The organism is Bradyrhizobium sp. USDA 3364, assembly GCF_054056355.1.
Map to the genome: position 1 here is coordinate 331,846 of NZ_JBSRYG010000002.1, position 24,182 is coordinate 356,027.

At 65.5% G+C, this 24,182-nt stretch carries 21 protein-coding genes and 1 pseudogene; 11 read left to right on the forward strand and 11 right to left on the reverse strand.

Going from position 1 to position 24,182, the window contains the following annotated elements; genetic code table 11:
* Positions 1 to 75: 75 nt before the first annotated feature.
* The 7 genes from ACVILL_RS01870 to ACVILL_RS01900 form a co-directional block, all read right to left on the reverse strand.
* On the reverse strand, positions 76 to 819 hold the full coding sequence (locus ACVILL_RS01870; protein WP_456727580.1) for an ABC transporter ATP-binding protein: 744 nt from the start codon (positions 817 to 819) through the stop codon (positions 76 to 78).
* Positions 800 to 2,599, reverse strand: coding sequence for a branched-chain amino acid ABC transporter ATP-binding protein/permease (locus ACVILL_RS01875; protein WP_456727581.1), 1,800 nt, complete (start codon positions 2,597 to 2,599; stop codon positions 800 to 802). The genes ACVILL_RS01870 and ACVILL_RS01875 overlap by 20 nt, the downstream gene beginning before the upstream one ends.
* Positions 2,599 to 3,450 carry a branched-chain amino acid ABC transporter permease gene (locus ACVILL_RS01880; protein WP_456727582.1) on the reverse strand — a complete coding sequence of 284 codons (852 nt, stop codon included), beginning with the start codon at positions 3,448 to 3,450 and terminating at the stop codon, positions 2,599 to 2,601. Before ACVILL_RS01880 ends, ACVILL_RS01875 begins: the two co-directional genes overlap by 1 nt.
* 19 nt (positions 3,451 to 3,469) lie before the next feature.
* Entirely contained in the window at positions 3,470 to 4,666 is a 1,197-nt protein-coding gene (locus ACVILL_RS01885) for an ABC transporter substrate-binding protein (protein ID WP_456727583.1), read from the reverse strand.
* A gap of 162 nt (positions 4,667 to 4,828) precedes the next feature.
* Positions 4,829 to 5,806, reverse strand: coding sequence for an NAD(P)-dependent oxidoreductase (locus ACVILL_RS01890; protein ID WP_456727584.1), 978 nt, complete (start codon positions 5,804 to 5,806; stop codon positions 4,829 to 4,831).
* A gap of 11 nt (positions 5,807 to 5,817) precedes the next feature.
* Positions 5,818 to 7,674 (reverse strand): TRAP transporter large permease, encoded by a 1,857-nt coding sequence (locus ACVILL_RS01895; RefSeq protein ID WP_456727585.1) that lies wholly within the window; start codon positions 7,672 to 7,674, stop codon positions 5,818 to 5,820.
* A 9-nt stretch (positions 7,675 to 7,683) separates the two neighbouring features.
* Positions 7,684 to 8,715 carry a TRAP transporter substrate-binding protein gene (locus ACVILL_RS01900; protein WP_456727586.1) on the reverse strand — a complete coding sequence of 344 codons (1,032 nt, stop codon included), beginning with the start codon at positions 8,713 to 8,715 and terminating at the stop codon, positions 7,684 to 7,686.
* Between the two features lie 172 nt (positions 8,716 to 8,887).
* Between ACVILL_RS01900 and ACVILL_RS01905 the strand changes: the two genes are divergently transcribed.
* The 3 genes from ACVILL_RS01905 to ACVILL_RS01915 all read left to right on the forward strand — a co-directional run bounded on the left by ACVILL_RS01905 (position 8,888) and on the right by ACVILL_RS01915 (position 12,498).
* Entirely contained in the window at positions 8,888 to 9,634 is a 747-nt protein-coding gene (locus ACVILL_RS01905; RefSeq protein WP_456727587.1) for a FadR/GntR family transcriptional regulator, read from the forward strand.
* A gap of 354 nt (positions 9,635 to 9,988) precedes the next feature.
* A complete protein-coding gene (locus ACVILL_RS01910; RefSeq protein ID WP_456727588.1) occupies positions 9,989 to 10,720 on the forward strand; it encodes a cytochrome c biogenesis CcdA family protein in 732 nt (243 codons plus the stop codon).
* Between the two features lie 92 nt (positions 10,721 to 10,812).
* On the forward strand, positions 10,813 to 12,498 hold the full coding sequence (locus tag ACVILL_RS01915) for a SulP family inorganic anion transporter (protein WP_456727589.1): 1,686 nt from the start codon (positions 10,813 to 10,815) through the stop codon (positions 12,496 to 12,498).
* Positions 12,499 to 12,612: 114 nt separating this feature from the next.
* Here the strand turns inward: ACVILL_RS01915 and ACVILL_RS01920 are convergent, their stop codons facing one another.
* Together ACVILL_RS01920 and ACVILL_RS01925 are read right to left on the reverse strand one after the other, a co-directional pair.
* A complete protein-coding gene (locus ACVILL_RS01920; protein WP_456727590.1) occupies positions 12,613 to 12,999 on the reverse strand; it encodes a hypothetical protein in 387 nt (128 codons plus the stop codon).
* A gap of 155 nt (positions 13,000 to 13,154) precedes the next feature.
* On the reverse strand, positions 13,155 to 14,579 hold the full coding sequence (locus ACVILL_RS01925; RefSeq protein WP_456727591.1) for an FAD-binding oxidoreductase: 1,425 nt from the start codon (positions 14,577 to 14,579) through the stop codon (positions 13,155 to 13,157).
* A gap of 161 nt (positions 14,580 to 14,740) precedes the next feature.
* Between ACVILL_RS01925 and ACVILL_RS01930 the strand changes: the two genes are divergently transcribed.
* Positions 14,741 to 15,229 (forward strand): thioesterase family protein, encoded by a 489-nt coding sequence (locus tag ACVILL_RS01930; protein WP_456734144.1) that lies wholly within the window; start codon positions 14,741 to 14,743, stop codon positions 15,227 to 15,229.
* Positions 15,230 to 15,296: 67 nt separating this feature from the next.
* Here ACVILL_RS01930 and ACVILL_RS01935 read toward each other — a convergent pair whose 3' ends face one another.
* Positions 15,297 to 15,470 (reverse strand): DUF1328 domain-containing protein, encoded by a 174-nt coding sequence (locus tag ACVILL_RS01935; protein ID WP_456727592.1) that lies wholly within the window; start codon positions 15,468 to 15,470, stop codon positions 15,297 to 15,299.
* Between the two features lie 280 nt (positions 15,471 to 15,750).
* Between ACVILL_RS01935 and ACVILL_RS01940 the strand changes: the two genes are divergently transcribed.
* The 5 genes from ACVILL_RS01940 (at position 15,751) to ACVILL_RS01960 (ending at position 21,486) form a co-directional block, all read left to right on the forward strand.
* Positions 15,751 to 18,330, forward strand: a complete 2,580-nt coding sequence (locus tag ACVILL_RS01940) for an ATP-dependent helicase (protein ID WP_456727593.1) — start codon at positions 15,751 to 15,753, stop codon at positions 18,328 to 18,330.
* Positions 18,331 to 18,393: 63 nt separating this feature from the next.
* Positions 18,394 to 18,807: a hypothetical protein gene (locus ACVILL_RS01945; protein ID WP_456727594.1), complete on the forward strand. Its 414-nt coding sequence runs from the start codon at positions 18,394 to 18,396 to the stop codon at positions 18,805 to 18,807.
* Positions 18,808 to 18,818: 11 nt separating this feature from the next.
* A complete protein-coding gene (locus tag ACVILL_RS01950) occupies positions 18,819 to 19,487 on the forward strand; it encodes an OmpA family protein (RefSeq protein WP_456727595.1) in 669 nt (222 codons plus the stop codon).
* Between the two features lie 154 nt (positions 19,488 to 19,641).
* On the forward strand, positions 19,642 to 20,565 hold the full coding sequence (locus tag ACVILL_RS01955) for an ABC transporter ATP-binding protein (protein WP_456727596.1): 924 nt from the start codon (positions 19,642 to 19,644) through the stop codon (positions 20,563 to 20,565).
* 159 nt (positions 20,566 to 20,724) lie between these two features.
* Complete coding sequence (locus ACVILL_RS01960; protein ID WP_456727597.1) at positions 20,725 to 21,486, forward strand: ABC transporter permease; 762 nt, start codon at positions 20,725 to 20,727, stop codon at positions 21,484 to 21,486.
* A 107-nt stretch (positions 21,487 to 21,593) separates the two neighbouring features.
* On the opposite strand, the gene ACVILL_RS01965 is transcribed toward ACVILL_RS01960, so the two are convergent.
* Entirely contained in the window at positions 21,594 to 21,923 is a 330-nt protein-coding gene (locus ACVILL_RS01965) for a hypothetical protein (RefSeq protein WP_456727598.1), read from the reverse strand.
* A 288-nt stretch (positions 21,924 to 22,211) separates the two neighbouring features.
* Between ACVILL_RS01965 and ACVILL_RS01970 the strand changes: the two are divergent.
* Positions 22,212 to 23,008, forward strand: a pseudogene (locus ACVILL_RS01970) (L,D-transpeptidase).
* A gap of 260 nt (positions 23,009 to 23,268) precedes the next feature.
* Positions 23,269 to 24,135: an alpha/beta fold hydrolase gene (locus ACVILL_RS01975; protein WP_456727599.1), complete on the forward strand. Its 867-nt coding sequence runs from the start codon at positions 23,269 to 23,271 to the stop codon at positions 24,133 to 24,135.
* The last annotated feature ends 47 nt before the right edge of the window (positions 24,136 to 24,182 follow it).

Consider the following 24,182-nt stretch of genomic DNA (forward strand, 5'->3'; position numbering starts at 1 on the left):
GTATCGGCGGCCAAATTTTCAAGCCTGTCCAACGCGTGGCATTCGCGACCATGGCCACGATCGAGTTGCTGCGCCCTACGCCAGCGCGTGGCTTTCGTGGCCGAAATAGGCGCGCTCGAGCCGGTGTGCGAGGTCGCTTTCTCCGGTCGGAGCCTCCAGCGCGATCGCGCCCTGCACCAGTGCGTAGACGCGATCGGCACATGCCAGCGCCTTCTCCAGCAGCTGCTCGACCAGCAGCACCGAGGTGCCCTGCTCGCGCAGCCGGCCGATCACGTTGAGCACGCGGTCGACCAGCACCGGCGACAGTCCTGCGGACGGCTCGTCGAGCATCAACAGAAGCGGCCGGCGGACCAGACCCTGGGCCACCGTCAGCATCTGCTGCTGTCCGCCCGACAGCGCACCGCCGCGCTCATGGCGCTTCTCGGCGATCTCGGGAAAGAACGACAAGGCTTCCTCGACGCGCACGGCGCGTTCGGCACGCGGCAGGTCGTAGCCGGCGAGCAGCAGATTGTCTGTCACGGAGATCTGTGTGAACACGCGATGCCCCTCGATCACGTGCACGAGCCCGGCGCGCGCGGCATCGCGCGGCGTGGCGTTGGTCATGTCGCGTCCACCGAACCGGACCTGTCCGGCATTGACGGGCAGCAGTCCCGACATCGCGCGCAGCAGCGTGGTCTTGCCGGCACCGTTGGGACCGAGCAGAGCCACCACCTCGCCGGCGGCAATCGCCATGTCGATGCCGTGCAGCACGCGGATCTTGCCGTAGCCGGACTCCAGCGCACTCACTTTGAGCAGAGGTTCAGCCACCGAGGTAAGCACTGACGACCTCCTTGTGGACGCGGATCTCCGCGGGCGTTCCCGCCGCCAGCGTGCGGCCGAGATTGAGCACGGTGACCTGGTGGCAGATATCGAAGATCAGATCGGCATGATGCTCGACCAGCAGCACGCCGGTGCCGCGGCCGCAGACCGCCTTGATCAGGGTCGCAAGCCGATCGATCTCGTCATTCGAAAGGCCCGCCGCGGGCTCGTCGAGCAGCAGGAAATCCGGATCGAGCATCAGGGCGCGTGCGATCTCGATGAAGCGCAGCTCGCTGTGCTGCAGGCGATCGGCGCGCACGTCGGCGAGCGCCTCCAGCCCGACGACGCCGAGCAGCGCCCGTGCCTTGGCGGCGAGCATGCGCTCGTCCGCGCCGTTGCGCGGCAATGCGAGCATCGCCTCGACGAAATTCGCCCTGCCCTCGATCGAGCCGCCGATCATGACGTTCTCCAGCACCGAGGCCTCGCCGATCACGCGCGGGGTCTGGAAGGTGCGCGCGATGCCGCAGGTGGCGCGCTTCACCGGCTGGCCCGCGGCCAGGACCTCGTCGCCGAGCGTCATGGTGCCGGCCTTCGCTGCGTAATAGCCCGAGATCACGTTCAGCGTCGTGGTCTTGCCGCTGCCGTTCGGCCCGATCAGGCCGTGGATCTGGCCGGGCGCGACGTCGAGGTCGAGGCCGTCGATCGCCTTCACGTTGCCGAAGCTCAGCGCGATGCCGCGCAACTGCAGCGTCTTGCCGCCGTCGCGCCGGCGCACGATGTCGGCGAGCGCGGCCGGCCGGGGCACGATGGCGCGGTTGCTGGCAAGCGGACGGCGGTTGCGGAAATCGAGCAGCGCTGCGATGCCGCCGGGCATCACCAGCACGATCAGAAGCAGCAGCACCGCGTAGAGGAAGGTCGACCATGAAGCGAGCGGTGCGGCGATCTCGGGCAGGATGGTCAGGATGATGGTGCCGAGCATCGGCCCGAGGATCGAGCCGCGACCGCCGATCAGGATCGCGATGAAGAACAGCACCGAGAGATCGAAGGTGAAGGCGTCGGGCGTGATGTAGGTCTGCAGGGTCGCGAACAATCCGCCGGCGATCGCCGCCAGCGCACCGGCAAACAGGAAGATCGCGATCAGCATTTTCGGCTTGGAGATGCCGCTGGCTTCGGCCGCGACCTCGGCGTCGCGCACCGCGATCAGGGCGCGGCCGAACCGACTGCGCGCGACATTGGCGCTCATCCAGGTCGTCAAGACAGCGAAAGCGACACAGAGCCCGTAGAAGCCCCACGGCGTGTTGAACGGCGCCGGAAATTCCGGACCGGTAATGCCGATGCCGCCGCCGGTCACGCTCTGCCAGGCCAGCGCGATCTGGGTCACGATGGTCGCGAAGCCGAGCGTCGACATCGCGAAGTAGAAGGTGCGCAGGCGCAACGCCGGCAAGCCGACGATCACGCCGAAGATCGCGCCGATGAGGCCCGCGACCGGCAGAGCGGCAAACACCGGAATGGCCGGCATGACGTTGCCCGCGACCAGCACGCTGGTCGCGTAGGCGCCGAGCGTCAGCAGCGCGACATAGCCGATCGCAAGGTGGCCGGCAAAACCAACCACGAGATTGAGGCCCGACACCAGCACCCAGTAGATCGCCATGCGGGTGCCGATCAGCACCCAGTAATCATTGCTGACGAAGGGCAGCAGCATGGCGGCCACCAGAATGCCGAGGAACGGCAGGACGTGCGGCAGCGCGGCGCGCCAGGCGCCGCTGTCGGTTCGGGGCGAAGCGTCTGCGACCGACGTCATCACACCCTCCGCGCGGTCGAGCCGCCGAACAGCCCCTGCGGCGCGGCGAGCAGCACCACGATGAACAGCGTGAACACCGCAACCGAGGAGAAGATGCCGCCGACCAGGAAGTTCGCGGCCTGCTGGAACAGGCCGAGCGCCAATCCGCCGATGATCGCGCCCCTGTTGTTGCCGAGCCCGCCGAGTGCCACCGGCACAAAGCCGTAGAAGTTCAGCAGCGCACCATTCGCGAAGAACGCCAGCAGCAATTGCCCGCCGGAAAATCCGGCGATGCCACCGACCATTCCGGCGAGCGCGTAGCTTGCGACGCGCAGATTGCGCTCCGGCAGGCCGAGCGCTCGCGCGGCGAAATTGTCCTCCGCGATGGCCAGGAACGCGCGGCCGACCAGCGTACGGCGGTAGAGATATTCAAGCCCGATGATGGTGACGGCGCAGGCCGCGACCGGCAGCCAGAACTTCTCGTCGAGCACGCCCTCGCCGACGATGCGTGGGAACGGCTGCGGCTCGGTGCCCCATTTGATCGCGGTGACCTGCTGGATCATCAGCGCGACCGCAAGCGTCGAGAGCACGTAGAGATGCTGGTCCAGGCTCTTGAGCACCGGCCGCACCGCGACGAATTCGGTGACGATCCCGATCACCGCGCAGCACAGCAGCGTCAGCACGAAGCCTGCGATGATCGGCAGGCCGAGCTTCAGCGTGAACATCGAGCCGAACACGCCGCCCAGCATCGCCAGCTGGCCGGCGGTGAAGCTCATCACCCGCGAGGTCGAGAACATCGTGTTGTAGGTGACGCCGACCAGCGCGTAGATCGCGCCCGCCGCGAGACCGGATGCAAGGATCGAGGCCAGCATCGGCTGCGCCCTCGCCCTTCTATGTGTACCCCGGCGCCAGCGCGAAGGTGCCGTTCTTGGCGGTCGAGGATTCCGACATCACGATCTCTTCGGTCAAATAACCGTTATGCTCGGTCGGCGAGAAGCGGTAATTGCCGAAATAGCCCGGATAGGTCGACAGCGAATTCCAGTACTTGATGATGCCGGCGCTGTCGGTCGAGCCGCTTTCGGCGACGGCTTTCGCGATCAGCTCGATGCAGTCGATGCCGCCCGCGACCCACCACAACAGCGTATCGTTCAGCGCGATATTGGCCTTGGCGAGCCGCGCGACCAGGTCCTCGCTCTTCGGCGGCAGCTTGCCGGCGCTGTCATAGCTGCAGCTCTTGTAGCCGATCGCATAGACCTTCTTCCAGTTCTCCGGCTTGGCGACCAGGCCCGCGAGCTCGCCGGACGCCATCGAGGGGTGGCCGACGAAGGGCACGTCCCAGTTCATGGCGGCGCGGGTGTTGAACATGCGCGCTTCCATGCCGGTCGAGACGCTCCACACCACGATCGCCTCGGCGCCGGCGTTCTTGGCGCGCAGCATGTCCGGCGTCATGTCGGGCTGCGTGGCGTCGACATTGGCCTGATAGGCCACCTCGGCGCCGTCCTTCTTGAACGCCGCGACGGAGGCGCCGACCGCGGTGACACCGTAGCCGGTGGTGTCGCCGATCACGGCGACCTTCTTCACCTTGAGGATCTTGAGGCAGTAATTGCGCACGGCATCGTCCCACTGATTGTTCGACGGCGCGATGCGGAACGCATTGGGGAACTTGACCGGGTCAATCAGGGTCTCGACGACGCAGGGATGGAGATCAGGCATCTTGGCGCGCGCCATGATCGGCGTCGTCGCCAGCGCCTCACCCGAATTCAGCGGGCCCCAGATCGCATGAACCTTGGCCTGGCTGATCAGCTCCTGCGTGGCGTTGACCGCCTTGGTCGGGTCGCCCTGGGTGTCGCGCATGACAAGCTCGATCTTGCGGCCCTTCACGCCGCCCGCGCCGTTGATGGCATCGACGGCGAAATTCACGCCGCGGTTGAAGCCGACGGTCGGCGCCGAGCTCGGCCCGGTGATCGCCGCGAGACAACCGATCTTGATCGGTTCCGATTGTGCGATGGCAGGGGCCGGGAAGGAAAATGATGCGGCGCCCAATGCGCCGGCGCCGCCCAACAACACGTCACGCCGTGAAATGGCCATGTGATGCACTCCCTGTTTCCCTCTCGGCGCCCGTCGTTTGCTGCGGAACGTCCGTTCATTGATTGTCCGCGCGCTCAGGGCCGCGGTTTTGCAAGCTCAAGTTTGGGCTGGATGCGAACCTCTTGTCCAGCCCCTCCGGCGACATTGGGCGTCGCCGAACTTTCATGGCCGCCGCGTCCAGTGCTCGGCATTGACAGCGCCGACAGGTATCTCGCCGGAAACAATCTTCGCGACCTGGCGCACGGTCTCCGACGATTGATGCTCGATCGCTTGCGGCGTCAGGCCGCCGACATGCGGCGTTGCGATCACATTGGGCAGATTCGCCAGTTCCGGCGTCGGCATCTGGTCCGGCGCGCGGCCGACATCGAGCGCTGCGCCCGCGATGCGGCCGTCGCGCAGCGCGGCCGCGAGCGCCGCTTCGTCGACGAGATTGCCGCGCGACAGGTTGATGAAGAACGCGTGCCTCTGCATCCGCGCCAGCGCGGCCTGCCCGATCAAATTCTCGGTCTGCGCATTGGCGATCGCGAGGCAGACGACGTAGTCGGCGCGCGCCAGGAGATCGTCGAGCGGCAGGTGCGCGAACGCCGTATCATCAATGGTCACGAAGGGATCGGCGACCAGCACATTCATGCCGAGCACCTTTGCGATCCCTGCAAGATAGCGGCCGATGCTGCCATAGCCGATTATGCCGATCGTGCTTCCCGCAAGCTGCCGGCCCATCACGACCTCGGGCGCCCTGCCCGCGTGATAGTCCGCGGTCGCCCGCGAAACGCCGCGTGACAGATCGACCATGAAGCCGAGCGCGAGCTCGGCGACCGACTGGACGAAGCCGGCGCTCGCCTGCGTCACCAGCACGCCGGCGACTGAAGCCGTAGGAACGTCGATATTGCGGATATCGACCGCACAACGCACGAAGGCGCGCAGTTTCGGCAGCTTGGGAAAGATTTCGCCGGGCCCCTGCGTCATGCGATCGGCGACGATGATGTCGACATCGGCCGCGGCCTCGACCAGCGCCGCCGCGTCGAGCACCTCGTCACCTTCGTGCAGCCTGACATCGGCGACCGCACGCAGGCCATTCAGGCTGCGCTCGCCGTAATAGTCGCGGCGCATCTGCGGGGTATGGGCAAGCAACACCTTCACGGATCAGTCCCCTAATAGCCGAGCGCATGCGGCAACGCAGTGCTGATGGCCGGCACGAAGGCGATCACCAGCAGGCACAGCAGCAGCAGCCCGAGATACCCGGCGATCGGCTTGATGGTCTGCTCGATCGGCACATTGCCGATCAGGCAGGCGCCGTAGAGGCCGAGCCCGAGCGGCGGCGCAAACAGGCCAAGCCCCATCGCGATGACAAGCACGACGCCGAAATGCAGCGGATCGATGCCGAGCTTGACGGCGACCGGCAGCAGCAGCGGTCCGAAGATGATCAGCGCCGCGGCGCCTTCGAGCACCGAGCCCATCACCACCAGCACCAGGATCGAGAGCAGCATGAACAGCCAGACGCCGTGGCTGCCCGAGATCGCCAACATCAGCTCGCCGACCGCATGCGGCACCTGCTGCAAGGTCAGGATGAAGGCAAGCGACTGCGCGGCCGCGACGATGAACAGCACCAGTCCCGAGCGAACGGCCGACTGCACGAAGCAGTGCGCGAGGCTCTTCACGCCGAACTCACGGAACAACAGGCTGCCGACGGCAATCGCGTAGACCGCGGCAAAGGCGGAGATCTCGGTCGCGGTGGCGAAGCCGCTCTTGAAGCCGAAGAAGATCATGAAGATCAGCCCGAACGAGGCGATCGCCCCGGTCCACAGGCCCGACACCGCGACGCGCGGGCCTGCTTCCGCGTTCGCCGCGGGACGCCTGCCGAAGATGATCGACACCGCGATCAGCGCCAAGGCCATCAGCGCGGCAGGCAGCATGCCGGCGACGAACAGGCCGCCGATCGAGAGATTGGCGACGAAGCCGAGGATGATCAGGTTGATGCAGGGCGGAATGGTCTCCGCCATCACGGCGGAGGCCGCGAGCAGCGCCACCGCCCCGCCCGGGTTCTGCCGCGAGCGGCGCGCCGCCGGGATCAGCACCGAACCGACCGCGGCGACGTCGGCCATCTTGGAGCCGGAGATGCCGGAGAACAGCACCATCGACATCACCATCACGACGTTGAGCCCGCCGCGCATCCGCCCGACCGCTCGCTGCAACAGCTCGATCAGCCGGACCGACATGCCGTTGGCTTCCATCAAATAGCCGACCAGGATGAAGAACGGGATCGCCAGCAGCACGAAATTGTCGATGCCGCGCGCCATCTGCTGGGCGAAGATCACGCCGGGCAGCGTCCCCTCCACCCAGATGAAGATCAGCGCCGCCAGCGCCAGCGCAAAGCCGATCGGCAGTCCGCCGAACAGCGTCAGGAAGAAGCCGATCAGCATCAGCGCCTGCGACGACGGCACCGATGACGGCGCGAAGGCGTCCCAGGCCAGATAGAGGCCAACGATGACGGCCGTCGCGACGATGCCAGCCATCATGTCGCGCAACGGCCGGCCGCAGAACGTCTCGAAGGCGAAGATCGTCATGAACGCGGCACCGACGCCCATCGGATAGAACGTCCATTCCAGCGGCAGGCCGGAACCGGAGGTCTGGCCGGTGGTCAGCCAGCCCATCTTGATGGCGTTGAACGCGACATAGCCGGCAATGATCGTGACAAGCAACGCGCCGACGGCGTCGACGACCCGCCGCACGTCCGGCGACAGCATGTTGACGAAGAAAGCGACGCCGAGGTTCTCGCTGCGTGCGAGCGCGCTCGCCGCGCCGAAGAAGCTCGACCCGACCATCAGGCCGCGGGCGACGTCGTCGGACCACTCGACCGGCGCATTGAACAGGAAGCGGGCCAGCACCGAAACGCAGACCACCACAAGATCGGCGGCGAGCAGGATCGCGGCGATCGCATCACTGACAACAAGCAACGGCGTCGTGATCCGATCGCTGCTCCGGCTCGTCGCTATTGCAGCAACGGACATGCGCCGGCCTCAGGCTTGGGTGGCGCGGATCAGGTCGACGACGGCCTTGGCCTCGGGCCGCGCCTTGATGAAATTGTCGGTCTGCGGCAGCACGCGCTTGCGGAACGCCTCCTTGTCGCATTCGACGACCGTGACGCCCTTCTCCGCCAGCGACGCCAGCGCCTCCTTCTCCACCGCGAGGCCGTGCGCGCGGGTGTCGGTCGCGGCCTTCCTTGCCGCATCGAGGAAGCCTTCGCGCAGCTTCGGAGCCATCCGGTTGAAGCTGGTGTCGCTGAAATAGATCGCGAGTGGCGAGAAGATGTGCTGGGTCAGCGCATAGTTTTTCGATGTCTCGTAGAACTTGCTGGCCATGATGGTCGGCGGATCGTGCTCGAGGCCGTCGAGCACGCCGGCCTGCAGCGCCGTGTAGATCTCGCCGAACGCCAGCGGCGTCGCCGCGGCCCCCATCAGCCGCAGGCATTCGGTGATGATCGGGTTGGGCAGCGTACGGATCTTCAGGCCGGCGAGATCCTCCGGCGTCTTCACCGGCTTCTTCGCCAGCACGCTGCGCGCGCCGAAATTATAGGCCCACCCGATGATGTGGATGTTGGCGCCCTTGAGCAGCGCATCCTCGATCGGCTTCGCCGCGCCGGCGTCGAACGCCTTGGTCTGCTGCTGGTAGCTCGTGAAGAGGTAGCCGAGGTCGAAGGTGCCGACCAGCGGTACCAGATTGGCCGAGATCGACGAGCCCGAGACCATCAGGTCGATCACCCCGAGCTTCACCGAGTTGATGACGTCGATCTCCTGGCCGAGTTGGTTGTCGGGGAAGAAGGTCACCTCGATCTGCTCGCCGAGCCCGTTCGCCTTCAGGCTCTTGATCAGATTGTCGTAGTAGACGCGGCCGTTGGCATATTTGGGATCGTTCGGAAGCGACGACGAGCACCGCATCTTCATGGTCGCGGCCGCGGCGCGGCCGATGATGGCGGGCGCGGCCGCGAGCCACGCCGCCGATGTGACCGATGACCGCAACACGATACGGCGGCTCACGCGCGTCGATGTCATGATGGTGCTCCTCCCCAGGAACGGATCGTTATTGTCTTCGACGTTGTTCTCGCCGCCCGCCCGCTGGCGCGAGCTTGGCAGCGCTTTTGTCATAATGTATGACAAAAGCCATACGGTTGTGCAAGAGCGCGGCGCGGCGGCTGCGCAGGCTTCAACCGCAGCGAGGCTTCCGATGTTCCAGACATCCAACGCATTGCGTCGGAGTGTGCACAGCCAGGTCACCGACCGGGTCGGCAGCAGCATCGTGCGCGGCGAGATCGGCGTCGGCGAGACGCTGCCGCCGGAAATGCGGATCTGCGAGATGATGGATGTCAGCCGCACCGTGGTGCGCGAGGCGATCCGCACCCTGACCGGCAAGGGCCTGATCGAGTCGCGGCCGAAGAGCGGCACGCGGGTGCGACCGCCCGAGCAGTGGAATCAGCTCGATCCGGACGTGCTGCGCTGGCACCTCGAGACCGCGGAGATCGATCGCTATCTGGCAAAACTGTTCCAGCTGCGCTCCGCAGTCGAGCCGGCCGCGGCGGCGCTGGCGGCGACCCATGCCGAGGAGGACGACATCGCCCACATCCGCGTCGGATGCGACGGCATGGACGCGGCAAGGACCAACGAGGAGTTCGTCGCCGCCGACATCAAATTCCACCAGGCGATCTATTTCGCGACCCGCAACGAGTTCTTCTGGCCGATCGCCCAGATGTTCGAGATCACGCTGCGCCAGAGCTTTACGATCGCAGCCCCCGGCTCGCACCGCCCACGCGCGCTGATCGAGCACCGCGCGGTACTGGACGCGATCGTGGCCGGTGATGCCGAGGCCGCGCGCGCGGCGACCGTCGTGCTGCTGACCAATTCCGCCGACGATCTGGTGCGAATCCGCGGCCGCGAGTTCGAGAAGCCGCCGGCCCGCCCCGGCCGCAAGCAGTAGTTGGGCGCCAGGCTCTCACCCACGCGTCGTCCTGGCGAAAGCCAGGACCCATAACCACCGCATTTGCTGATGAACGGGATCGCGGCCCCAGCGTCGTGCAACAATTGAGATTTGGGGTAATGGGTCCCGGCCCCCCGTGCGCAATCGCGCACTAGGCCGGCACGACCGTGAGTGTGTGGCGCCGAATGCCGGAACACACCAAACGTCGCGAAGCGGTTCGGCGCTCGTCTTTACCCGCCCGAGAGCCCCCGCACACGGGCCTGTGACCATAGTTGAAGGCTTCCGCGACGAAACTTCTGGATTGTTGGCGGCGTAGACGCCAAGACAGAACGGTTCTCCTGCGAAGGTCCCTTGATGCACGACGTCTCGATCCCGGCGGCCTTGATTGCCGGCCTAGTCAGCTTCCTGTCGCCCTGCGTGCTGCCGCTGGTGCCGCCCTATCTGATCTACCTGACCGGTGCGACCATCGAGCAGGTCAACCAGGACGGCGACACCGCAGCCTCCAAGCGCGCGGTGATGACGGCGGCGCTGATGTTCGTGCTGGGCTTCTCCACCGTGTTCGTCGCGCTCGGGGCAAGCGCGTCCTTCGTCGGCGGGCTGGTGCGCGCCTGGTCGGCCGAGCTCTCGATCCTCGCCGGCATTGTCATCATCATCATGGGCCTGCACTTCCTCGGCATCACCCGGATCGGCCTCCTGATGCGCGAGGGGCGGCTCACCGCGCCCAAGCCGGTCGGGCTGTGGGGCGCCTATGTCATGGGCCTGGCGTTCGCCTTCGGCTGGACGCCGTGCATCGGGCCGATCCTGGCCGCGATCCTCTCGATAGCGGCCGCCGAAGCCACGGTGACAAAGGGCGCCGGGCTGCTCGCGGTGTATTCCGCCGGGCTCGGCATCCCGTTCCTGCTCGCGGCCTTCATGGTCAAGCAGTTCTCCTCGCTGTTCGCGAGGATGAAGCGTCATCTCGACACCGTCGAATGGGTGATGGGCGTGCTGATGGTGGTCACCGGCATCGGCTTCCTGACCGGCGCGGTCTCTGGTGTGAGCGTCTGGCTGCTGGAGACCTTCCCGGCACTCCAGAATATCGGCTGACTGTCCGCGCCTGCACGCGCGCGTCCGCTGGCTTTTGGCCACGCGATGGCGGACTATTCCCGACCCTTCGCCGCCAGATGAGTCGGAGACCGATGGTCCAAATACCCGCGACGCGCGCCAGCTGGCCGATCTTCCGTTCGCTGGCCGGCTTCCGGCCGAGCAACCTGCCCGGTGACTTGATCGCCGGGTTGACGCTCGCCGCAATCGCGATCCCGGAGCAGATGGCAACCGCCCGGCTTGGCGGCTTCTCGCCGCAGATCGGCTTCTTCGCCTTCATGGCCGGCTCGCTCGGCTTTGCGATGTTCGGCGCCAACCGCTTCCTGTCCTGCGGCGCCGACTCCACGATCACGCCGATCTTCGCGGGCGGGCTCGCGCTGATGGCGACCGCGGGCTCGCCGGACTATCAGGCATTCGCGATGGCGCTGGCGCTGATGGTCGGCGTCATCATGATCGCCGGCAGCCTGTTCAAGCTCGGCTGGATCGCCAATCTGCTGTCGACCCCGGTGACGGTCGGCTTCCTCGCCGGCATTTCCGTCCACATCCTGGTCTCGCAACTGCCCGGCGTGCTCGGCTTGACCACGCCGGACGGGCCGACGCTCTACAAGCTCGGGGTGCTCGCCGGAAAGATCGACCAGACCAATTTCTACACGTTGGCGATCGGCCTCGGCGTGCTGGCGCTGGTCGCCGGATCGGAGAAGGTCAGCTCGCGCATTCCCGGCGCGCTAATCGGCCTTGTCGTGGCCACCATCGCCGTGATCGCCGGCCATCTCGAGAGCAAGGGCGTCAAGGTGGTCGGCACCGTGCCGGGCACGCTGCCAAGGCCGTCATTTCCGGATATCGCGCCGGAGCGATGGATCAAGCTGTTGGCGCTGGCGATCCTGATCGCCGTTGTCGTCATGGTGCAGACCGCAGCGACGACGCGCTCGTTCCTGTCCGATCCGGACAAGCCGGCCGACGTCGACCGCGACTTCCTCGGCGCCGGTGCCGGCAGCGTGCTGTCCGGGCTGTTCGGCGCCTTTCCCGTCAACGCCAGTCCGCCACGGACCGGCATCGTGTCGGAGACCGGCGGACGCACGCAGCTTGCCGGGCTGGTTGCCGCGGCCATTGTGCTCGCGCTGCTCGCGTTCGGCGCGACGCTGCTGCAGCACGTGCCTGATGCGGCGCTCGGCGGCGTCCTGTTGTTCGTGGCGCTGCGCATCATCCGCGTGACGCAGATCGCAGCGATCTACCGCCAGTCATTCTACGAATTCCTGCTGGTGGCGGCGACGGCTGCCGCGATCATCGTGCTGCCGATCGAGCAAGGCGTCGCGGTCGGCATCGCGCTGTCGTTGCTGCACGGCATCTGGACCACGACGCGCGGCCGGCTGGTGGAATTCGTCCACGTGCCCGGCACCACGATCTGGTGGCCGGCCGGTCCGCATGTCACCGGCGAGCGCAAGCCCGGCATCGCTGTCGTCGGCCTGCAGGCGCCGCTGTCGTTCCTCAACGCCGAGGGCTTCCACAGCGATGTGCTCGAGGCCATCGGCGGGGCGTCACCCAAGCCGCGGCTGCTGGTGATCGAGGCCAGCGGCATGATCGAGATCGATTTCACGGCGGCGCAGGCGCTGCGCGACCTGTTCCGCGAGTGCCGCGATGACGGCGTGACGGTAGCCGTCGCGCGGCTCGAATCCTCCCGCGCGCAGGACGCCTTCGAGCGTTTTGACCTCTACGATGTCCTGCAAAAGGACCACGTCTTCCGCAGCGTCGACGAGGCGGTCCGCACGCTGGGCCAAGGCTAGATCAGAAGTTACGTAGCCCGGATGAAGCGAAGCGTAATCCGGGATTCTTTCGCGCGTTGATGAATCGTCCGGGATTTCGCTGCGCTCCATCCGGGCTACTGGGACCACTCATCCCTACTCGCCCGCGAGCCTCGGATGCTCCTTCAGCACCTCGGCCTTGATCGAATTGGCGTGGATGGCGCGGAACAGCGCCCGCCCGGTCTTGATGTTGTTGGCCTTCATGCAGAGACCCACGATCTCGCGCACCGCGGAATCCCGCACCAGTTCGTCGGAGATCTTCATCGCGGTCTCCATCGCGGCCTTGGCGGCACGCTCGTAGCGATCGCGCTCGATCTGCGGCTGCTTCGGTGAACGCTTGTCGGGCGAGCCGATCGCCTCGGCGCAGCCGGCGGCCTCGCGGCAGATCGCGCGGATCCGCTGCGCGGCCTCGATGTCGCCGAGCGGCTGCGCGACGGGATCATCCCAGATGTCCTTCCGCTTGGCCTTGTTGAACAACCACATTACCGTACCCTGAAAGCGCGGCAAGCATAGCTGGCCCTGGTGCAACCTGGGAATGGCAGAGTCCGCTCGACGCCGAGCAAGCGGCGAACTATGGCGCGGCGGCCACACCGAACGCGCGACCGGTCCACGCGGACGCTGCGCGACGTGACGACGCCTCAGGCGGCGGGAACGATCTTTCCGGGATTGAAAATGTTCTGCGGATCGAGCGCCTGCTTCAGCGCCCGCATCGCGTCGAGCGCCTCCGGGCCGAGCTCGGCCTTCAGATATTTCTGCTTGCCCTGGCCGATGCCGTGCTCGCCGGTGCAGGTGCCGTCCATCGACTGCGCGCGCTCGACCAGACGATGCATGAACTCCTCGCCGCGCGCCATCTCGTCCTTGTCGTTCACATCGCAGAGCAGCGAGCAGTGGAAATTGCCGTCGCCGACATGGCCGACGATCGGCGACAGCAGATTGAGCCGCGTCAGATCGTCCTCGGTTTCGGTGACACAGTCGGCAAGCCGCGAGATCGGCACGCAGACGTCGGTTGCGACGACGCCGATGCTGTCGCCGGGGCGCAGCGCCTTGACCGACCAGTAGGCGTCGTGCCGGGCCTGCCACAATTTGGTGCGGTCTTCCGGCTTGGTGGTCCAGGTGAAGTCGCCGCCGCCGCATTCGGCGGCGATGTCGCGAAAATTCTTCGACTGCTCGGCGACCTCGACCTCGCTGCCGTGGAATTCCAAGAGCAGCAGCGGCGTCTCCGGCAGCGACAGTTTCGAATAGCTGTTGCAGGCCTTGACCTGCGCGGCATTGAGCAGCTCGATCCGAGCGACCGGAATGCCGGTCTGGATCGCGAGGATCGTGGCCTGGCAGGCGCCGCCTACGGTCTCGAACGAGCAGGCAGCCGCCGCGATCGTTTCGGGAATGCCGCGCAGGCGGATGGTCAGCTCGGAGATGATGCCGAGCGTGCCCTCGGCGCCGACGAACAGATGCGTCAGGTCGTAACCGGCCGACGACTTCTTGGCGCGCGTGCCTGTGGTGATGATCTCGCCGTCGCCGCGCACCACCTTCAGCGCCAGCACGTTCTCGCGCATGGTGCCGTAGCGCACCGCGTTGGTGCCGGAGGCGCGGGTCGAGGTCATGCCGCCGAGCGAGGCATCGGCGCCGGGATCGATCGGGAAGAACAGGCCCTGGTCACGCAGATGCTCGTTCAGGGCCTTGCGCGTCACGCCGGGCTGGATCACGCAGTCGAGGTCCTCGGCATGCACCTCGAGCACCTTGTTCATGTCGCGCAGATCAATCGAGACGCCGCCTGCGGGCGCGTTGACCTGGCCCTCCAGCGAAGTTCCTGTGCCGAAGGCGATGACGGGCACGCGATTGGCGGCGCAGATCCGCACCACGTCCTGGATGTCGGCGGTTTCCTGGGCCATGACGACCGCGTCCGGCGGCTGGTTCGGCAGCCATGTGGTGGTATGGGCATGCTGCTCGCGCACCGCCTGCGACGTGACGAGCCGGTTGCCGAACCGCGCCGCCAGCGCGTCGATCGCGCGCCTCAGGGCCTGCGGCTCAGGTCGCGTCACATTGCTCGAAATCGTTGTCGCCACGTCAAATTTCCTCCCGGCTTTAGCCGACCGTGGCAAAGCTTGTATAAGGGGTCAAGAGAGCCTGACTTGAAAATTGTGGACGCCGGAGCCGCAGAAACGTTCATGCTCGAACGCCAACGAACCGGGGATGGAAGATGACTTCAGTGACTGCTACCAGCGAGATGCCGATTCCATCAGCTCCGTTCAGATCGTCTGTGATGCAGATCGAGCCGCAATGGATCGATTATAACGGCCATCTCAACATGGCCTATTACAATGTGATGTTCGACCGCGCCATCGACGAGATGTGGCTGCAACTCGGCATCGGGCCCGCCTACATGGAAGCGCGACGCTGCTCGACCTTCACCGCCGAGTGCCACGTCCGCTATCTCAGGGAGATAAATCTCGGCGATCCCGTGCAGGTCTCGGTCTTCCTGCTCGGCGCCGACGAGAAGCGCCTGCATACGTTCGAGGAGCTGCGCCACGCCACCGAGGGCTGGCTGTCGGCGACCTCGGAAAACCTCACGCTGCATATCGACATGGAGGCGCGCAAGGTGGCGCCATTTCCGTCCGATATCCGCGCCCGGGCGCAGGCGATCGTGGATAGCTATGCGGCCGTGCCGCGTCCCGAGGGCATCGGCCGCAACGTGGCGATGCCCTCCGCGAAGTGAAGCGCTATGGTTCTTGTTTGAGCATGATCTTTTCGGAAAACCGCTTCGCACTTTTCCGGATCATGCTCTAGACCCTTGTGCGGCCGCGCACCAATCCGAGCACGGCCGTCACCAGGAACAGGATGATGGCGATGAAGAAGATCGCCTTGGCGATTTCGATCGAGGCCCCGGCGATGCCGCCGAAGCCCAAAATGCCCGCGATCAGGGCGATGACCAGGAATGTGACGACCCAGCTCAACATGATCAATCCTCTGCTTGGTTTCCTCGCGCCGCCTCTCGCCGGCGCCATAGCCTGAGGAAACAAACCAACAGCGGAACGCTGGTTCCTGAGCCCGAAACCGCGAAATTTTCGTCGATTTCGGGAACCAAGCTCACAGTAGACTGCTGCCAAAACCGTTCCCGTCGCGGGCGATAAAACCTGTCGAAACGGCCGATCAGGCCCTATATGGCCTTCAATCCCTGTTAAGAAGGCTCCCCTTCACCGTCCCGCGGTGCCATCGTGGGGCCGAGACGATTCGCCAATGACCGAGCCGAGCAAATTGCCCCATCACGGCGTTCCCGAGCACCAGCCGGTGGCTGGCGGCATCGCCGCGCGTGCGCGGGCGGCGGCCGGCGTTCCGCAATATCTCAACGGCCTCAATCCGGAGCAGCGCGAGGCGGTCGAGACGCTCGACGGTCCCGTGCTAGTGCTCGCCGGCGCCGGCACCGGCAAGACGCGCGTGCTGACCACGCGCATCGCGCATATCCTGAGCCAGGGCCGCGCGCGGCCGCACGAAATCCTGTCGGTGACCTTCACCAACAAGGCGGCGCGCGAGATGAAGCTGCGGCTCGGCCAGATGCTGGGCCAGGCGGTCGAGGGCATGCCGTGGCTCGGCACCTTCCACTCGATCGGCGGCCGCATCCTGCGCATCCATGCCGAGCTGGTGCAGCTCAAATCCAATTTCACGGTGCTCGACGTCGACGACCAGGTGCGGCTGTTGAAGCAGCTGTTGCAGGCCGAGAACATCGACGACAAGCGCTGGCCGGCGCGGATGCTGGCCGGCCTGATCGACAGCTGGAAGAACCGCGGACTGTCGCCGTCGCAGGTCCCTGCGGGCGAGGCCGCCTCGTTCGGCAACGGCAAGGGCGGCAAGATCTACGCGACCTATCAGGAGCGGCTGAAGATTCTCAACGCCGCCGATTTCGGCGACCTGCTGCTCGAGAACATCCGCCTGTTCCGCGAGAATCCTGACGTGCTCCGGCAGTACCAGAGCCGCTTCAAGTTCATCCTGGTCGACGAATATCAGGACACCAACGTCGCGCAGTATCTGTGGCTGCGCCTGCTGTCGCAGGCGCCGTCGCGGCCGGGGCGCGCACTCTCCGACGTGATTCCGGGAGCGCCCAATTCCCCCGTCATTCCGGGGCGCGCCGAACGCGCGAACCCGGAATCTCTGACCGAGGACTCAGCTCGAGATTCCGGGTCTGCGCCTGCGGCGCATCCTGGAATGACGGAGAGTATCGCGCCACTGAAGAACATCTGCTGCGTCGGCGACGACGACCAGTCGATCTATGGCTGGCGCGGTGCCGAGGTCGACAACATCCTGCGCTTCGAGCACGATTTCCCCGGCGCCAAGGTGATCCGCCTCGAGCGCAATTACCGCTCCACCGGCCACATCCTGGCCGCGGCCTCGCACCTGATCGCGCACAATGAAGGCCGGCTCGGCAAGACGCTGCGCACCGAGGATGTCGACGGCGAAAAGGTCACCGTCACCGGCTCCTGGGATTCGGAGGAGGAAGCGCGCGCGATCGGCGAGGAGCTCGAGGAGCTGCAGCGATCGGGCGAAAACCTCAACGACGTCGCCATCCTGGTCCGTGCCTCGTTCCAGATGCGCGAATTCGAGGACCGCTTTGTCACGCTCGGCCTGCCCTATCGCGTGATCGGCGGCCCGAGATTCTATGAGCGCGCCGAAATCCGCGATGCGCTGGCGTACTTGCGCACCATCAACTCGCCGGCCGACGATCTCGCCTTCGAGCGCATCGTCAACGTGCCGAAGCGCGGCCTCGGCGACGCCACGGTGCAGCTGCTGCACGACCATGCCCGCAAGCGCCGCATTCCGCTGTTCGAGGCGGCGCGCGCCGTAGTCGAGACCGATGAGCTGAAGCCGAAGGCGCGCGGGTCGTTGCGCGATCTCGTGATGCAGTTCGATCGCTGGCGCGCCCAGCGCGAGGTCACCTCGCACACCGAACTCGCCGAGATCGTGCTCGACGAGAGCGGCTACACCGAGATGTGGCAGAAGGACCGCTCGGCGGACGCCGCGGGCCGCCTGGACAACCTCAAGGAACTGGTGCGCTCGATGGAGGAATTCGAGAACCTGCAAGGGTTTCTCGAACATATCTCGCTGGTGATGGACCGCGACGGCGAGGCCGGCGACGAGGCGGTGTCGCTGATGACGCTGCATTCGGCCAAGGGCCTGGAATTCGACAACGTATTCCTGCCGGGCTGGGAGGAAGGCCTGTTTCCGAGCCAGCGCACGCTGGACGAACAGGGCCGTGCCGGGCTCGAGGAAGAGCGCCGCCTCGCCCATGTCGGGCTGACCCGCGCCCGTCGCCGCGCCAAGATCTATTTCGCCACCAACCGCCGCATCCATGGCACCTGGTCGACCACGATCCCGTCGCGCTTCCTCGACGAGCTGCCGGCGCACAATGTCGAGATCACGGAATCCAAGGGCGGTTCGGGCTGGGGCGGCAGCGGCGGCTACGGCGCCTCGCGCTTCGACAACCTCGAATCATTCGGCTCGAGCTATTCGACGCCGGGCTGGCAGCGCGCCCAGGCCAACCGCGGCCGCGGCGGCCAGGGACGCGGCGGCAGCGGTTTCGAGGAGCGGCAATCCTCCTTTGCCTCCGAAGGCTTCAATCGCACCAAGCGCGGCCCTGTCGTGATCGAGGGCGAGCTGGTGGCGAAGTCCACCGGCACGACGTCGGAATTTTCGCTGGACGATCGGGTGTTTCACCAGAAATTCGGCTACGGCCATGTGGTGAAGATCGACGGCAACAAGCTGACCATCGCCTTCGAAAAGGCCGGCGAGAAGAAAGTGGTCGACAGCTTTGTGGAACGGGCGTGACAGAGGGGCCTTCTCTGTTGGTAGCCCTTGACCCCGGTTGATTTCATGGGTTGAGATGGCCCCATGGTCCGGGGAGGGTTTTTCCTTTTTGTCATCGCGCTCACCGCGCCGTCGCTGGCGGTCGCGGAGACGATGAGCTTTGGCGATTCGGCGGCGCAGCTCGCCAAGGCCTGCGGCGCCGACATCACCGCCAACTGCCGCGGCGTCAATCTCGACTCCAACCGCCTCAAGGAATGCCTCTCGCGCAACCGCGACGTGATATCGCCGCAGTGCAAGGAGAGCTATTTCTCCACCCTCGATGCGATCCAGAAGCGGATCGCGGCGCGCGTCACCGTTGCGAACGCGTGCAGCCGCGAGATCGTCAAGGTCTGCGGCGGCTCGACCAAGGAGACCAGCAAGTCGGTGCCCTGCCTCGTCGGCGCCAAGGGCCTCAGCCGCAATTGCGCCCAGGCGATCAACGACGCGGGGTATCAATGATGCGCCCGTCGATGCGAGGCTTGCGCGACGTCAGCCTGCTGGGCACGCTGGTTCTGCTGGCGATGCCGCTCGTGCCGGCGCATGCGCAGACCGCCATCACGCGCGACGACGTCATCGCCAAGCTCAATCATTTCGAGACCGCCGCCGAGATCGACGTCCCCGCGCTGCGCCAGCAGGTGGCCGAACGATCGAAGTCGCGCTCGAAGAACGAGCCGCCGCCCTCGAAGCGGCCGCCGATCGCGCCCGACCTCACCAACCTGCCGGCATTCAATGCCGACATCACGTTCGACGTCGACACGCCGATCGTGATGCCGGAGTCGTATCAGACCGTCGGACGCATCGCCGATGCGCTGACCCATTCCTCGCTGCTGCCCTACACCTTTCTGGTCGTCGGCCATATCGAATCGACCGGCAGGCGCGAGAGCAATGCGGTGTTGAGCCAGCGCCGCGCCGACGCGATCCGCGACATCCTGGTCAACACCTTCAAGATCGCGCCGAAGCGCCTGCAGTCCGTCGGACTCGGCGAAGAGCAATTGCTCGACCTCGCCCGCCCCAACGCGCCGGTCAACAACCAGGTGCAGATCCTGCTGGTCGCGAAGGTCGCCGACACCGAGCCGGCTGCGCACCCCGCCCCGGCAGCGGCGGCCAAGAAGCCGCCAAAATCAATGAAGAAGCGCTAAGAGCGGCTATTCCGCCACACCGCAGAACGAATTTTCTGCCCCGGCGGGTGATTGCAGAACGGAATATGCGTCCCTATCTGCGGTTGACCCCGCATCATGGCGTCGCCCGGGCTGCAATCCGCGCGAGCCCCCTTCCTCACGCTTCCGATCCTCCATGCCGCCGATCATTTCCGTATCCAATCTTTCAAAGACCTATGGCTCCGGTTTCAAGGCGCTGAAGGGCATCAATCTCGATATCAATCGCGGCGAGATCTTTGCGCTGCTCGGGCCGAACGGCGCCGGCAAGACCACGCTGATCAGCATCATCTGCGGCATCGCCAATCCAAGCGAGGGCCGCATTTCGATCGGCGGGCACGACATCATCAGGGATTATCGCGCGGCGCGATCGATGATCGGGCTGGTTCCGCAAGAACTGCACACCGACGCGTTCGAATCGGTCTGGGCGACCGTCAGCTTCAGCCGCGGCCTGTTCGGCAAGCCGAAGAACCCCGCCCATATCGAGAAGGTGCTGAAGGACCTGTCGCTGTGGGACAAGAAGGACAACAAGATCATCACGCTGTCCGGCGGCATGAAGCGCCGCGTGATGATCGCAAAGGCGCTGTCGCATGAGCCGCAGATCCTGTTCCTCGACGAGCCCACCGCCGGCGTCGACGTCGAATTGCGCAAGGGCATGTGGGAAGTGGTCCGCACGCTGCAGGCTTCCGGCGTCACCATCATCCTGACCACGCACTACATCGAGGAAGCCGAGGAGATGGCCGACCGCATCGGCGTCATCAACAACGGCGAGATCATCCTGATCGAGGACAAGGCGACCTTGATGCAGAAGCTCGGCAAGAAGGAGCTGACGCTGCAACTGCAGAACAAGCTCGATGCCATTCCGCCCGCGCTTGCCGCCTACAATCTCGGACTATCCGACGACGGCCACACCGTGACCTACGACTACGACACCAAGGGCGATCGTACCGGCATCACCAGCCTGCTCAACGATCTCCGCAGTGCCGGCATCCGGATCTCCGATCTCGACACCAGGCAGTCCTCGCTTGAAGACATCTTCGTCAGCCTGGTGCGGCAAGTTTGAAGTTCCTATCAGTTTCGCCGCACCCTCTTCATAGGAACTTCAAACTCTAATGCCGCACCAGCATCATAGATTTTCTAGCGCCCCTTCGATTTCGAAGTTCGCATCGGGGGCTCCGCAAATGCATGCGAACTTCGAAATCAGTGCGCTAGTGAGGGCGCCATGAACTACCGCGCAATCCGGGCCATCTACCTGTTCGAAATGGCGCGCACCTGGCGCACGCTGCTGCAGAGCATCGTTTCGCCCGTGGTGTCGACCTCGCTCTATTTCGTGGTGTTCGGCGCCGCGATCGGTTCGCGCATCACCGAGGTCGAGGGCGTCAGCTACGGCACCTTCATCGTGCCGGGGCTCGTGATGCTGTCGGTCTTGACGCAGAGCATCTCCAATGCCTCGTTCGGCATCTACTTCCCGAAATTCGCCGGCACGATCTACGAGATCCTGTCGGCCCCGATCTCGTATTTCGAAATCGTCATCGGCTATGTCGGCGCGGCCGCCACCAAGTCGATCATCCTCGGCCTGATCATCCTCGCGACGGCCGGACTGTTCGTACCTCTGCATATCCAGCATCCAGTGTGGATGCTAACCTTCCTGGTGCTGACCGCCGTCACCTTCAGCCTGTTCGGCTTCATCATCGGCATCTGGGCCGACGGCTTCGAGAAGCTGCAAATGATTCCGATGCTGGTGGTGACGCCGCTCACCTTCCTCGGCGGCAGCTTCTACTCGGTGAACATGCTGCCCGCGGGCTGGCGCACCATCACGCTGTTCAACCCGGTGGTCTATCTGATCTCCGGCTTCCGCTGGAGCTTCTACGAGATCGCCGATGTTAGCGTCGGGCTGAGCCTCGGCATGACCACGGCCTTCCTGGTCGCCTGCATGGTGATCGTGGCCTGGATCTTCAGGACCGGCTACCGCCTGAAGAACTGACTCGCGAAAGCGAGTCATCCCGGGGCGCGCTTAGCGCGAACCCGGGATCTCGGGCAGCACCTGAGATTCCGGTTCATGCTTCGCATGCCCCGGAATGACGATCCCGCTCAGTAGCAATGGAAGTGGCCGTGGCGGTAATAGCCGCGGCAGCGGTGACCACGGCGGTAGCCGCGATCCGGGATGCCGAACACGCCCTTGACCGCGCCCATGGCGCCGCCGACGCCGGCACCGACCGCGCCGCCAACCACGCCACCCACCGGGCCGGCGACCCGGTTGCCCTCATACGCGCCCTCATGGGCCCCGCGGACGATGCCCTGGGCATGGCCGGCATAGGGAACTGCCACCAGCGCCAAAGCGAGGCCTGCGGCCGCAAGCAGGAGCCGCGCGGAGAGGCCGGCTGGGACGACGGCCGCGGTCTTAACCTTGGTATTGTTCATCTGGGTTCCTTGATGCGCGACGCGAATGCGCCGCTGGGCGGGAGTGTTGAAACGCCCTTGCGGCCAAATGGTTGCGTGCCGATGGCCAATTGGCGGCCGTCGTCGCGGCCTACTCGCGAAAAAGTCAGCCGGTCGTGACGACCAGGCCCGGCTTCGGCCTTGTTTGCGCCGCGCGCGGGATGAACGATGCACCGGGTCCGCGACTGGAACCAAACTCGGATTCCGTGCATATTGGTTGCGGGGACGGAGAGCCGCTGCTGCGATCAGGGCCTGGAGGCCAAAGGTAAAATGCGTTCGTTCCTCATTGCGTTCACTACCGTGACGCTGTTCACCGCCGGCGCCGCGCAGGCCAAGGTCGATATCACCATCGACAAGGACAACCAGCAGATGACCGTCGCGGTCGACGGCGTCGCGCGCTATCGCTGGCCGGTCTCGACCGGCATTCCCTCGCGCGAGACACCGAACGGCAGCTTCCGCGCCTTCCGCATGGAAGAGGATCACTTCTCCAAGGAATTCGACGACGCGCCGATGCCGCACTCGATCTTCTTCACGAAGATCGGGCACGCGATCCACGGCACCGATTCGGTGAACCGTCTCGGCACGCCGGCCTCGCATGGCTGCGTGCGGCTGTCGCGCGACAATGCAACGACGCTCTACGCGCTGGTGCAGAAGGAAGGCGTGCTCAACACCACCGTTACGCTGACCGGCTCGTCCCAGGTCGCGCTGGCGCGCGCAATCCGCGCGGGCGCAACGGCACCGCGGTCGCCCGCCGCGCGCCGCAGCAGGATGACGCGCAGTACGGCACCGCCGCCGCCGGCGACCCCGTGGTCCTGACACCGCAGCCGCGCGAATATCCGGCGCAGGCCCGCGCCGACGACGGCTACATCTATCCGGCCGACGGCAGTTCGACCGACCGGCGCTACCCGGCGCCGCCGTCAGGCCGCCGCGTCTACGATGCACAGGCCTATGGCCAGCAGCAGTATTACGGCAATCAGGGCTACGCGCCGGCGCCGCAGGGCTACTATCAGCCGCGGCCGTACTACCAGCAGCAGCGCGACTTCTACGGCAACAGCTATCAGAACTGAGACGCCTGCTCTCCTGATCCGCTGACGGCGCCACAGCCCGCGCGCCGTCAGTTCACGGCTCCCTCACCCGCTTGTGACCGTCACAAATGGCCAGCGTCGCCGGGCGCGGTGGCTCGTCGTCGCACCGTCATCTGATTGTAAGATTAGCCCGATATTCGGCGGCAAAAGCGCCCGCCTGGCCCCTGAAGGCCGATTCACGCGGAATGCCCGGTGAAATCAGGGCCAGAGCGCGGGTCACGTAGGCAGTATCAGAGGTCAAAATGAAACGGGGCTTCATTGTCCTTTGCCTGTGCATCGTGGCGATGGCGGGCTATTTCACGACGGACAGATGGGCCATCCGGCACACCACGCTGACGTTCCATGACGTTCTGCGCGGCGACCGCGACGTCACGGTCGAGGTGGCAGTCCGCCGCGACCGGCAGATGCAGGCCATGGCCGAGATGATCGAGCTGCCGGTCGCGATCCTGAGCCACGGCAACACCGTCAAGAACACCGAGTACTCGTTCCTCACCAACGTCTTCGCATCACGCGGCTACCTCGTGATCAGCATTCAGCATGATCTCGACACCGATGCCCCGATGGTGACCAAGGTCGGCGAGGAATATGTCGGCCGCCGCATGCAATACAATCGCGGCGCCTTCAACATCATGTATGCGATCGACGAGCTCAAGAAGCTCTATCCGAACGCAAACTATCGCCAGCTGACGTTGATCGGCCACTCCAACGGCGGCGACATCTCGATGTTCTTCGCCAAGCAGCATCCTGATCTGGTCAAGAAGGTCGTGACGCTGGACAATCTGCGCGTTCCGTTCATCACCAATGGCAAGATCAAGATCCTCTCGTTCCGCTCCAAGGATCCGGTGTTCAAGGCCGATCCGGGCGTCGTGCCTGACGACGAGACCTGCGCGCGGCTCGGCATCAAGGTGGTCAGGACCGAATTCCAGCACAACGACCTCAGCGATCGCGGCCCCGACAACGCCAAGTCGTCGATCCAGGCGGGCGTCGAGCAATTCCTCGACGAAGACGACGGCCAGAGCCCGCCGACGATGCCGCTGCTCGCCGCTTCGACACCCGCCTCCGCAGCTACGGCGCCGCCGGAGAATACAGCGCCGCCGGAGCAGAAGTAATCGTCGCGTTGAACCAGGCTGGCGCCCGCGGGCACCGATTCAGCCGG